This is a genomic window from Skermanella stibiiresistens SB22 (assembly GCF_000576635.1).
In the GTDB taxonomy this organism is placed as follows: domain Bacteria; phylum Pseudomonadota; class Alphaproteobacteria; order Azospirillales; family Azospirillaceae; genus Skermanella; species Skermanella stibiiresistens.
The window spans coordinates 20639-33055 of the sequence record NZ_AVFL01000019.1 but is presented as its reverse complement, the minus strand read 5'-3'; the positions used below and the strand labels follow the sequence as shown (position 1 = coordinate 33055).

Below are 12417 nucleotides of genomic sequence, written 5' to 3'. Positions count from 1 at the left end.
CAAATTCCCGAAAATTGCGGGCTGTCGCCGCTTTCGCGTCACTGGAGGAGGGGAACCGATGACCTTGTTGAAGAGCCTGCTGGCAGGAGTCCTGCTGATCGGATCGACGGTCGCCGCCGTCGCGCAAGAGCTTCCGCACTGGCCTCCCGAGGCGGCGGCCACGCTGAAGGAGATGATCGGCAAGCACGCCAACAAGGGCGCCTACGCCGTGTTCGACATGGACAACACGTTGTACCGGTACGACCTCGAGGAATCCCTCCTGCCGTTCCTGGAGATGAAGGGCGTGCTGACCCGCGATCGGCTGGATCCCTCGCTGAGACTGATCGAGTTCCGAGACAAGCCGGACCACAAGGAAAGCCTCAACAGCTATTATTACCGGCTGTGCGAGATCGACGATCAGGTCTGCTATCCCTGGGTGGCCCAGGTGTTCTCCGGCTTCACGCTGCGGGAGCTGAAGGGCCATGTCGACGAGTTGATGGCCTACGGCAAGCCGATCCCCAGCGACTATTACGATGGCGAGACGGTCAAGGCGATCGAGATCAATCCGCCCAAGCCCTACACCGGCCAGCGGGAGTTGGTGAACCTGCTGATGAAGAACGGCATCGAGGTCTACGTGATGTCCGCCGCCAGCGAGGAACTGGTCCGGATGGTCGCCTCCGATCCGAAATACGGCTACAACATCAAGCCGCAAAACGTCATCGGCGTCTCGATGCTGCTGAAGGACCGCGCCACCGGCGCCCTGACGACGGCGCGGAAACTGGTCGCCGAGAAGAAATACGACTGGCCGGCGACGATGGACATGGAGATGACGCCCTACCTGTGGGCGCCGATGACCTGGTTCTCCGGCAAGCACGCCGCCATCCTGTCCTATATCGACGAGTGGCGGAAGCCGGTCCTGGTCGCCGGCGACACGCCGGTCAGCGATGGACCGATGCTGTTCCAGGCGACCGACGTGGAGAACGGCGGCGTGCGCGTCTGGGTTGACCGGCGGGAGAAGTACCTGAAGCAGATCCAGTCGATGCAGGCGGCCAACGCGGCGCGGCAGAAGGAGCTTGGCCTGCCGGTAACAGCCGACAAGAACTGGGTGACGGTGAAGTCCCAGGACATCCAGTAACCGGAACCGAAATCGGAACGGCCGCGACGGCGGCCGGTCCTCAGTTGCCGGGGGCCGGCACTCCCTCCCGCCAGTCGGCCCAGTGGGCGACGATGTGGTCGGTCATCCGGGCCCCGACCGAGGCGATGTTCTCGACCGTCTCGGCGAAACCGCCCGCCGTCTGGCCGGGAGCCGGGTCGAGGTGCTGGAGGGTGGTCTCGGTGGGGTTGCCCTGGTCATAGTTGACGGCGCCGCGCAGGCTCATCACCCGCTGGTCGCCGTGGAGCCGCTTGATCACCAGCGTGACCGCGGCGGCCTCCATCTCGGTGATCACGTAGTCGTCGGCGCCGTAGAGCTTGGCGATGTACTGCGCCTGTTCGGACATGCCCGGCCCGTGGAAGAAGGTGTCGCCGGTCATGTGGGTTCCGGTGCCGACGAAGGGCGCCCGGCGGGCGGCCTCCTGCGGATAGCGCTGGCGATAGGCCCGCGCGGCGTCGGAATCCTTGAGAGGGGTGTCGGCGGTCAGGCGCATCGCCCAGGCCACCAGATCGGGGTTGAGGTGGAACAAGCGATACGCCTCGTAACCCTTGCGCGGCATGAAGGTCGAAGCGCCCGGCTCGCCTTCCTCCGGAGCCCAGCGGTGGCCGAGATCGTAGTCGACCAGCCACGTCGCCCAATTGACCTCCCCGATGGTGCCGCGCGCGGGCGGCGTGCCGGCGACGCCGGAGATGATGAAATAGGCTTGCGACAGGTCGAACCGCGGATCGAGCAGGATCGCCTGCATCGACGAGGACGAGTTGACCTTGCCCATGCCAAGGACGGAGCCGCAGACGCCGTCGGCGTCGCAGTGGACCGGATTGAGGGCGCCCTTGACGGGGGTCGGTTCGCTGGTCTTCCAGTAGCGTTCGTACCAATGCTGGAACTCGCCGGCGCGGTCGCCGGTGTTCTTGCCGATCTCGAACATCGACGCCACGAAGACCTTGACCTTGATGGGAGCCGTCTCTGCGGCATTGGCGCCGGAGCCGAACGCGGTGACGGCGAGGGGAAGGCAAAGGGGGAGGACCAGGGCGAGGCGGCGGGCGGCGTTCCGCATTCAACGAACTCCATCGATCGGAAAAGCGGCAAGATAAGCCAAAGCCCGGGGCGTTTCCCTCACCCATTCAGTGAAAAATGGATGCATGCGGTTCCGGCCGCGCGGTGGTATGACCGGGCATGCCCTTCGTCGCCTTCCTTCAGGACAACGCCCGCTGGCTGGCCGCCGGGCTCCTGATGTTCTTCTGCTCCTCGCCCGGACAGACCTTCTTCATCTCGCTCTCGGCCGGCGACATCCGGGGCGAGTATGGCCTGTCGCATGGCGAATTCGGCTCGCTCTACATGGCGGCCACCTTGGCGAGCGCGCTGACGCTGACGCGGATCGGGCAGATGGTGGACCGGCATGGCACGCGTCGGATCGTTCTGGCCGTCGTGCCCATGCTGGCGCTGGCGGCGGCCTGCATGGCTGTGTCCTGGCACGTCGCCACGCTGGCCCTGTCGTTGTATCTGCTGCGCCTGTTCGGGCAGGGCATGATGAGCCATACGGCTTTCACCGTGATGGGACGCTGGTTCCGGGCGCGGCGGGGACAGGCGATGTCGCTGACGACGCTCGGCATGAACGCGGGGGAAGCCGTGTTCCCGCCGCTGTTCGTGCTGCTGTCCGCATCGCTCGGATGGCGGAACGTCTGGTGGTTGACCGCCGGCGCCCTGATCCTGGTGGCGTTGCCGGTGATCTCGGCGCTGAGCGCGGTCGAGCGGACGCCCGAGCCGCCGGGGCCGCTCGCCACCCGGACGACCGTGCGGGACTGGACCCGGGCGGAGGTGCTGCGCGATCCCCTATTCTACCTGACGCTGCTGGCGATGGTGCCGCCGGCCTTCATCGGCAACAGCATCTTCTTCCATCAGGTCCATCTGGTGGAACTGCGGGGCTGGTCCCTGGAGGTCTTCGCCTCGTCGTTCACGCTCTACGCCGGGTTGACCATCGTCTTCACCCTCATCTCGGGCCAATTGGTCGACCGGATGTCGGGGGTGGCACTGCTGCCGGTCTACCTGCTGCCGCTGGGGTTTGGCTGCGCGCTGCTCGGCACCGTCGAGGCGCCGTGGATCTGCTTCGTCTTCATGGGCTTGTACGGGGTGTCGAACGGCTTCTCCTTCACCCTGTTCGGCACGCTGTGGGCGGAACTGTACGGAGTGCGGCATGCCGGATCGATCCGCGCGGTGATCATGGCGATCCTGGTCTTCGCCTCGGCGTTGGGTCCCGGCGTCACCGGGTTCCTGATCGACCTCGGCGTCGACTACCCGTCGCAGATCGTCGCGATGGGTGTCTACTGCGCGGCCGTCTCCCTGTTGATGGTGCCGGTCGGGCGGCGGCTGCGGGCGCGGGTTCGCCATGACGTCGGTTCCACTTGAACATGATCGCCGCGGCATCAAGTGCCACTGGAAACGGGTGACCAACCACGGGAGTGATGAACGATGACCAAAGGCTCGGACCTGCTGGTCGCGGCGCTGGAGAACGAAGGCGTCGATCGGATTTTCGGCATCCCCGGCGAGGAGAACCTGGACGTGGTCGAATCGCTGCGCCAGTCCAAGATAGAACTCGTGCTCCCCCGCCATGAACAGGCCGCGGCCTTCATGGCGGCGACCCACGGCCGGCTGACGGGCCGACCGGGTGTCTGCATCGCGACGCTGGGTCCGGGAGCGCTGAACTTCTCGACTGGCGCCGCCTATGCCCATCTGGGCGCCATGCCGATGATCATGATCACGGGACAGAAGCCGATCATGACCGCCCGACAGGCGCGCTTCCAAATCGTCGACGTGGTGGCGTCCATGAGGCCGCTGACCAAGCTGACGCGGACGATCGTCAGCGCCGCGTCGATCCCGACCATCGTCCGCGACAGCTTCCGCGTCGCCATGGAGGAACGGCCGGGACCCGTTCATCTGGAACTGCCGGAGGATATCGCCGCCGAGGACGCCGACGCGCCGATCGTCCCGGTCCACCCGATCGACCGGCCCGTGGCGCATCCCGCGGCGCTCGACCGCGCCGCCGCGATGATCCTGGCCGCGAAGCGCCCGCTGATCATGATCGGGGCCGCCGGCAATCGGCCCCGACTGGTGGGCGCGTTGTCAGATTTCGTGCACCGGGTGCGCCTGCCCTTCTTCAACACCCAGATGGGCAAGGGTGCCGTCACTGGCGGCTCGAACCTGTACATGGGCACGGCGGCGCTGTCCGAGCGGGACTATGTGCACCAGGCGATCGACAGGGCCGACCTGATCATCTCGATCGGTCACGACACCGTCGAGAAGCCTCCCTTCATCATGGGCGCCCAGGGACCGACGGTGATCCATATCGGCTTCACCACCGCCAGCGTCGAGCAGGTCTTCTTCCCGCACGCCGAGGTGATCGGCGATATCGGCGCCAGCCTGCCGATGCTGGCCGACCGGCTGGAGGGCAAGCTGGAGCCCGATGGCTCCTTCGCGGAGCTGAGGCAAAGCATCCTCGCGCACATCAACGACCGCGCGGAGGAGGACCGCTTCCCAGTGACGCCGCAGCGCTTGGTCCATGACGTGCGGGCGGTGATGCCGGAGGACGGCATCGTGGCGCTCGACAACGGCATGTACAAGATCTGGTTCGCCCGCAACTACCGCACCCATGTCGCCAACACGCTGCTGCTGGACAACGCGCTCGCCACCATGGGTGCTGGATTGCCCTCCGCGATGATGGCGGCGCTGTCGCACCCCGACCGGCGCGTCATGGCGGTGTGCGGCGACGGCGGCTTCATGATGAACTCGCAGGAGATGGAGACCGCCGTCAGGCTCGGCCTTAACCTGGTGGTGGTCGTCCTGGACGACGGCGCCTATGGCATGATCCGGTGGAAACAGGCGGTCGACAGCTTCACCGACTATGGCATGACCTTCACCAACCCCGACTTCGTGACCTACGCCCAAGCCTATGGGGCGCGGGGGCATCGCGTCGAGGCGGTGGCGGATCTGGCGCCGACGCTGGAAGCCGCCCTTTCTGCGGGCGGCGTCCACATCGTCGCGGTACCGGTCGACTACTCCGAGAACACCCGCGTCCTGGTGGACGAACTGCGCGCCGCCGTGCCCGAGCGGACGGCGGGGTGAGACGAACTCGTTCGGCGGCCGTGAAAGCGGAGGGGGAGGCCGCCGAAATCCGGCGGCCTCCCCCGTCAACGACGCCAAGCCCTGGTTAGCCGTCGGCCTCGCGGGGGCCCGCCGGCAGGGCCGGCTCGCGGTGGGTCTTCCACAGCGAGAAGAGCACGCCCGCGGTCAGCAGGCCGAAGGTCACCGACAGCGAGATGGCGGGGTCGAGCTTGCCGTAGAACTGGTTCCAGAAGATCTTGCCGCCGATGAAGATCAGCACCGCCGCCAACGCGATCTTGAGATACTTGAACCGGTGGACCATCGCCGCCAGCGCGAAGTAGAGGGCGCGCAGACCCAGGATGGCGAAGATGTTCGACGTGTAGACGATGAACGGGTCGGTGGTGATGGCGAGGATCGCCGGCACGCTGTCGACGGCGAAGACCAGGTCGGCGAATTCGACCATCATCAGGGCCAGCAGCAGCGGCGTCGCGTGACGGGCCAGCTTGCCGGTCGAGGGGTCGGGCAGCGTCACCCAGAAGCGGTTGCCGTGAAGCTCGGACGTCACCCGCAGGTGCCGGCGCAGGAAGCGCAGCATCGGGTTGTCCTCGACCGCGGGCATGCTGTCGCCGATCACCAGCATCTTGATGCCGGTGGCGATCAGGAAGGCGCCGAAGATGTAGAGCAGCCACGAGAATTCGGTGACCAGCGCCGCGCCCAGGCCGATCATGATGGCGCGCAGCACGATGACGCCCAGGATACCCCAGAACAGCACCCGGTGCTGGTAGAGGCGCGGCACCGCGAAGTAGCTGAAGATCAGGCTGATGACGAAGACGTTGTCCATCGCCAGCGCCTTCTCCAGCGCGAAGCCGGTGAAGTACTGCATGCCGGGGGTGGGGCCCAGATACCACCAGACCCAGCCGCCGAACGCGGCGGCGATGGCGATGTAGAAGGCGGAAAGCCAAAGGCTCTCGCCGACGCCGATCTCGTGATCCTTCTTGTTGAGGACGCCAAGGTCGAAGGCCAGCAGGGCCGTCACGACGCCGAGGAACAGCAGCCAGACCCAGGTCGGCTTGCCCAGGAAGGGGTGAAGAAAAAATTCCGTGAGGAGTTCCATGTCAACCTCTGCGAGGACGACGACGGCCTTGGATCAAGCCGCCGCGTCACGTCCGACATCACGACCCGGGAGGGGTCGCCAGAGGGGCCCGGACTGAAACAACGCATGAGATGGAGGTGGTTTCTCTTGGCGCAAGGGGTGGTATCGGTTTTTTCTCTTCATTAACATTCCACCGGCGACAGCTTCTGCTTGGAAGCCGCTGGGGGAACCCGCCGGTCAGGCGAGGCCCCATTCCGCCAGCACCGCGTGGCGCAGGATCTCCACGGCGGGATCGGGACGGTCGCGCCGCTTCGTCACCAGATAGAGCGGCACCTCGCGCCGGCCCTTCTCCCAGATGACCACCCTGTGGTCGTCCGCGACCTTGCGCGCGACCTCCTCGCGGAGGATGCAGGCGCCGACCCCCGAGGCCACCAGCGTGACGATGGTCTCCTCGCGGTCGGCCTCGGTGATGTGGGTCAGGGACAGGTTGCGCTGGGCGAACATGTCCCTGACGATGTGCGGGTAGGAGCCGTTCTCCGGCGTCCAGATCCACGGCAGCCGCGCGATGTCGGTCCAGTCCGCCCCCTCCACCCGGTCGCGCCACGCGGCCGGCAGCGTCACCAGATAGGTGATGCGGGCCAGTTCCACGGCGTCGGCGTCGGACGGCAGGTTGGGTCCCAGGAAGAAGCCGGCGTCGAGCGTCCCCGCCCGCACGCTGGTGGTGACCCAGCCCGATAGGCCCTGCTGGACGTCCACCCTGATGCTGGGCGCCTCCTGGTGGATCCGGGTCAGGATGCCGCCCGTCCGCATCAGGTCGGCGCCGACGATGATTCCCAACCGCACCCGCGACGGCGGGGCCGCGACCACCGCCCTGCCCTTCTCCAGGAAGCCGGACATGGCCGCCAGCACCTCCTCCGCCGGGCCGAGCAGTTGGGCGCCGGCGTCGGACAGGCGGATCTTCTTGCCATCCCGGATGAACAGGTCGGCGCCCAACTCCTGTTCCAGCGCGCGGATCTGGCCGCTGACCGCCGGCTGGCTCAGGTTCAGCCGCTCGGCGGCGCGCGTGAAGTTGGAGAACCGGGCGACGGTCGCGAACGCCCTGAGATGAACCAGATCCATACCCGTGTCCCACACCTGCACCTGACCGCCGGGCGATGCGCTTGGACGGTCATCATAAGCCCTGCTTATCAAAGACCATCGGAAATGACCATTGGCCGAGATACCTGCCGGCCGCCTAGGCTCCCGGCGGATCGGAATACCTTGGGAGCGCTTCATGTATCGAATTGGCGTCGACGTCGGTGGCACCTTCACCGACTTCACCGTGCTGGATCAGCGGTCGGGCGAGGTGTCCTTCCACAAGGTCTCGTCCACCCCGTCCGACCCGTCGGAGGCGATCCGCGTCGGGATCAGCCAGTTGCTCGACCAGTTCGACATCGCGCCGAACGAAGTTGGCTTCGTCGGTCACGGCACGACCGTCGCCACCAACCTGATCATCGAGCGGAAGGGCGTTCCCACCGCCCTGATCACGACCAAGGGCTTCCGCGACGTGCTGGAGATCGGCCGCCAGACGCGGCCCAACCTCTATGACTACCGCGACGTCAAGCCGGCCCCGCTGGTGCCGCGCGCGCTGCGTTTCGAGGTCGAGGAGCGGATCGGCGCCGACGGCGCCGTCAAGCGGCCGGTGGCGCTGGACCAAGTCGACGCGGTGATCGAGCGGATCAAGGCGGCCGGCGTCAAGGCGGTGGCGATCTGCTTCCTGCACGCATACCGCAATCCGGAGCACGAGACGCTGGTCCGCGACCGCGTCCGGGCGGCGGCGCCCGACATCTACGTCACCGCGTCGTCCGACCTGCTGCCGGAGTTCCGCGAGTTCGAGCGGTTGTCCACGACCGTCCTCAACGCCTATGCCGGCCCGCGCATGCAGACCTACCTGGACCGGCTATCCAACGGCGTGCGCGAGTTGGGCATGCCCGTAACACCCTACACCATCCATTCCAACGGCGGGCTGATGTCGATCCCGACCGTCCGCCAATACCCCGTGCGGACCTGCTTGTCGGGCCCGGCGGCCGGTGTGGTCGGCGGCGCCATGGTGGCGCGGGAAGCGGGGTTCGGCGAGGTCATCACCTTCGACGTCGGTGGCACCAGCACCGACGTGTCGCTGATCGCCGGAAGCCGGCCGCAGTTCACCTCCAGCCGGACGGTGGCGGACTATCCGGTCAAGATCCCGATGGTCGACATCCATGTGATCGGCGCCGGCGGCGGCAGCATCGCCTGGCTGGACGACGCCGGAGCCATGAAGGTGGGGCCGTTCAGCGCCGGCGCGGTCCCCGGGCCGGTCGCCTATGGCCGCGGCGGTACCCTGCCGACGGCGACCGACGCCAACATCGTGCTGCACCGGCTGAACCCCAAAACGCTGCTGCGCGGCAAGCTGCCGGTGGACGAGGCGGCGGCCCGCCGGGTGATCGAGGACAAGCTGGCGATCCCCTTGGGCCTGTCGGTCGAGGAGGTCGCCTCCGGCATCCTCCGCATCGCCAACGCCAACATGGGCCGGGCGATCCGCTCCGTCTCGACCGAGCGCGGTTTCGACCTGTCCAAGTTCGCCCTGATGGCGTTCGGCGGGGCCGGCCCGCTGCACGCCTGCGAGGTCGCGGCGGAATGCGGTGTTCCCACCGTCATCGTGCCGCGCGAGCCGGGCACCATGTGCGCCCGCGGCATCCTGCTGTCGGATGTCAGCCTGGACTTCGTCCGCACCCGCATCGCCGCCGCCAGCGCGGAGGTCTGGGACTCTGTCGGCGGGTTCTTCGAGGACATGCGGGCCGAGGGCGACGGCTGGCTGGACGGCGAGAAGGTGGCACCGGAGATGCGCCGGTTCCAGCAGCAGGTCGACGCCCGCTACGAGGGCCAGAACTTCGAGGTCAGCGTCGAGGTGCCGGCCGGCGAGGCCATGGCCCTGGAGACGTTCCTGGAGCGCTTCGCCGCCGCCCACAAGACCGAGTACGGCTATGACATTCCCGGCCGCACGGTCGAGATCGTCAATTGCCGGACCAAGGCGGTGGGTCTGGTCGCCAAGCCCTATGACGACTTTCGGGCACCGTCCGGCAGCACGCTGGAAGGCTCGCTGATCGAGCATAGGACTGTGTGGTTCAACGCCGACACCGGCAGGATCGACACCCCGGTCTACGAGCGCGGCAAGATGCCCCTGGAGACGATGGTTTCCGGCCCGGCGATCGTGGAGGAGATGAGTTCCACCACCGTCATCCCGCCGGACACGCGCTTCCAGCTCGACCGCAACGGCAACATCATCATCTCCATCGTCGGAGGCAAGCAATGACCGGTTCCCAGGGCACGGCCAATCGGAACAACGCCACCCAAAACAGCAGGATCGCCGATCCGATCGGCATGGAGGTCTTCACCAACCGCCTGCTGACCATCACCGAGGAGATGGGCAACACGCTGATCCGGTCGTCCTTCTCGACCAACATCAAAGAGCGGCGCGACTGCTCGGTCGGCCTGTTCGACCGCGCCGGCCGCCTGGTGGCGCAGGCCTCGCACATCCCGATCCACCTGGGATCGCTGCGTGGCAGCGTCCGCGCCGTGCTGGAGCGCTTCCCGGTCGAGACGATGAATCCGGGCGAGGCCTATATCAGCAACGATCCGTACCTGGCCGGCGGCACGCACATGCCGGACATCTCGATCGTGACGCCAATGTTCGCGGACGGCGAGGTCCGGTTCTTCGCGGCCAACATCGCCCACCACTCCGACGTGGGCGGCAGCGTGCCGGGCTCGATCTCGGCCGGCGCCCGCACCGTGTTCGAGGAGGGCATCCGCATCCCGCCGCTCAAGGTCATGAAGGGTGGTGCGATCGACGAGGAGATGCTGTACTTCATCGCCCAGAACACGCGGGAGCCGGAGGAGCGCATCCTGGACCTCAAGGTCCAGATCGCCACCAACCAGCGCGGCATCCAGGCTTTGGACGACCTCGTCCGCCGGATGGGCCTGGACGCCGTCACCCAAGCGATCGAGGATGTGCTGAGCTACACCGCGATCCGCCTGCAGCGCCGGATCGCCGAACTGGAAGGCAAGCGGGGAAGCTTCACCTGCCATCTGGACGACGACGGCTCGGGTGGCGATCCCGTGCCGATCAAGGCGACGGTCTGGGTCGAGAACGGCACCCTGGTGGTCGATTTCGACGGCACCGGCCCCCAGGCCAGGGGGGCGCTGAACGTCACGACCAGCGCGCTGGAGGCGACCGTCTTCTACGCCACACGCGCCCTGCTCGATCCGCGGCTGATGCCGAACGAGGGCATGATGCGGTCGATCGACATCCGGGCGGACAAGGGGCTGATCGTCAACGCCCAGTTCCCCGCCGCCGTCGGTGCCCGAAGCATCACCTGCCAGAAGGCGGCGCGCGCGATCTTCGGCGCCTTCCGCGAGATCCTGTCCGAGGACAAGGCGCTGTCGTCGGGCAACGACGACCTGCCGACCATCGTCTTCTCGGCGCGGCACGCCCGGCGCGAGGGCACCTATGTCTATCTGGAGACGCTGGGCGGCGGCGGCCCGGCCTCCAGCCAGATGGACGGCATGAGCGCCATCCACGTCCACGTGACCAACACCTCGAACCTGCCGGTCGAGGCGCTGGAGAACGAGTACCCGCTGTCCGTCGACGAATACGCCCTGGTCGAAGGCTCCGGCGGCGCCGGCCGGCATCGCGGCGGATTGGGCATCGCGCGCCAGATCTCCGCCTTGAGCGATGGCACGATCTTCTCGGCCCGCTCCGACGGCCACAAGTTCGCGGCCAGCGGCGTCGCCGGCGGCAAGGACGGGGCCACCGCCCGGCTCTACCGCAACCACGGCACCGACCGGGAGGAATCGTTGAACTCCAAGGTGACGCATCTGGTGCTGACGACCGGCGAGAGCATCCGCATCGAGACCCCCGGCGCCGGCGGCTTCGGCGATCCCGCCGAGCGAGACCGCGAGGCGATCGAACGCGACATCCGTGACGGCTTGATCACTGCGGAGGCGGCGGCCGTCGATTACGGTCCCCGCGGCTGACCGCGGCTCCAGGCGCAGGCGTCGGCCTCACACGGGGCCGGCGCCAGTGAAGGGCGGTTGCTGGTCGAAATACTCGATCAGGAGTTCGGTCAGGATCCGGATTTTCCGGGCCGGATGCTGACCTGGCGGGCGGACGACATAGGCGCCCGCCGGGGGTGGTGGATGACGTGTCATGACCGGCACGAGCGCCCCGGAGGCCAGATGTCCATGGGTGAGGCAGTCGGGCAGGTACGCGATCCCGAGCCCCGCCGTCGCGGCGGCGACCAGGGCCACGCCGTTGTCGGCCTTGAAGCGTCCCTGCGGACGAACCGTCACGATCTTGTCACCATCCATGAATTGCCAGGATTCGGTGCCCTGCATGAGGGCTTCATGGGCGACGATCTCCTCCGGTGTCTCGGGCGACCCATGCTCCTTGACATAGTCGGGACTGGCGACGAGCTTCCCGAAGATCGGACCCACGCGTCTCGCGATCAGATTCGAGTCCGGTAGATAGCCCACGCGTATCGCGCAATCGTAACCCTCGGCGATCAGATCGACGAAGCGATCACTATAGCAGGTCTGGATTTGGAGCCGGGGATGGCGTCGCGCCATTTCCGCGAGCACGGGAGCGAAGTGGGTCGGGCCGAATGACAGCGGCGCCGCGACCCGCAAGCGGCCACGCAGGTCACCGGCGGGCAGGATCGTTTCCTTGGCCACGTCGATCTCGGCGCAAACCCTGGCCGCATGGTCCCGGAAAGTGGCCCCGGCCTCCGTGAGGGCGGCCCCGCGTGTCGTTCGCGCGAGAAGCTGGACGCCAAGTTCCGCTTCGAGCCGGAGAAGGCGACGACTGACGATCGACTTGGACACGCCGAGCCGAAGGGCCGCCGGTGAAATCCCGCCGGCATCGGCGACCTCCACGAATGTCCGCAACTCCTCGATATCCAACCCAGCGTTCCCCATTCCGCGACACAGCTTGGCATGAAAGGACGCTACCGCATGCCGTTAGGGAACGGCAATGTCGTTGGCGGGCAATGGCGCCGCTGGCGCATGTCTCCCGCAAGAAACA

At 67.1% G+C, this 12417-nt stretch carries 9 protein-coding genes; 5 read left to right on the top strand and 4 right to left on the bottom strand.

Annotated features, from left to right (window positions below; translation table 11 throughout):
• Positions 1 to 58: 58 nt before the first annotated feature.
• Entirely contained in the window at positions 59 to 1114 is a 1056-nt protein-coding gene (locus N825_RS22590; RefSeq protein ID WP_037457347.1) for an HAD family hydrolase, read from the top strand.
• 40 nt (positions 1115 to 1154) lie between these two features.
• On the opposite strand, the gene N825_RS22585 is transcribed toward N825_RS22590, so the two are convergent.
• On the bottom strand, positions 1155 to 2186 hold the full coding sequence (locus N825_RS22585) for a purine-nucleoside phosphorylase (protein ID WP_051512777.1): 1032 nt from the start codon (positions 2184 to 2186) through the stop codon (positions 1155 to 1157).
• Positions 2187 to 2305: 119 nt separating this feature from the next.
• Here N825_RS22585 and N825_RS22580 point away from each other — a divergent pair, with 119 nt between their 5' ends.
• On the top strand, positions 2306 to 3535 hold the full coding sequence (locus N825_RS22580; protein ID WP_037457346.1) for an MFS transporter: 1230 nt from the start codon (positions 2306 to 2308) through the stop codon (positions 3533 to 3535).
• Between the two features lie 63 nt (positions 3536 to 3598).
• Positions 3599 to 5248 (top strand): acetolactate synthase large subunit, encoded by a 1650-nt coding sequence (locus N825_RS22575; RefSeq protein ID WP_037457344.1) that lies wholly within the window; start codon positions 3599 to 3601, stop codon positions 5246 to 5248.
• Positions 5249 to 5333: 85 nt separating this feature from the next.
• Here N825_RS22575 and N825_RS22570 read toward each other — a convergent pair whose 3' ends face one another.
• The gene (locus N825_RS22570) at positions 5334 to 6341 is read right to left on the bottom strand and encodes a TerC family protein (RefSeq protein ID WP_037457342.1); all 1008 of its coding nucleotides are present in this window, start codon (positions 6339 to 6341) and stop codon (positions 5334 to 5336) included.
• A 216-nt stretch (positions 6342 to 6557) separates the two neighbouring features.
• Positions 6558 to 7439 carry a LysR family transcriptional regulator gene (locus tag N825_RS22565; protein ID WP_051512776.1) on the bottom strand — a complete coding sequence of 294 codons (882 nt, stop codon included), beginning with the start codon at positions 7437 to 7439 and terminating at the stop codon, positions 6558 to 6560.
• Positions 7440 to 7593: 154 nt separating this feature from the next.
• Here N825_RS22565 and N825_RS22560 point away from each other — a divergent pair, with 154 nt between their 5' ends.
• Together N825_RS22560 and N825_RS22555 are read left to right on the top strand one after the other, a co-directional pair.
• A complete protein-coding gene (locus N825_RS22560; RefSeq protein WP_037457340.1) occupies positions 7594 to 9651 on the top strand; it encodes a hydantoinase/oxoprolinase family protein in 2058 nt (685 codons plus the stop codon).
• On the top strand, positions 9648 to 11372 hold the full coding sequence (locus N825_RS22555) for a hydantoinase B/oxoprolinase family protein (protein WP_037457338.1): 1725 nt from the start codon (positions 9648 to 9650) through the stop codon (positions 11370 to 11372). The genes N825_RS22560 and N825_RS22555 overlap by 4 nt, the downstream gene beginning before the upstream one ends.
• A 27-nt stretch (positions 11373 to 11399) precedes the next feature.
• On the opposite strand, the gene N825_RS22550 is transcribed toward N825_RS22555, so the two are convergent.
• The gene (locus N825_RS22550) at positions 11400 to 12296 is read right to left on the bottom strand and encodes a LysR family transcriptional regulator (protein ID WP_037457336.1); all 897 of its coding nucleotides are present in this window, start codon (positions 12294 to 12296) and stop codon (positions 11400 to 11402) included.
• Between the last annotated feature and the right edge of the window lie 121 nt (positions 12297 to 12417).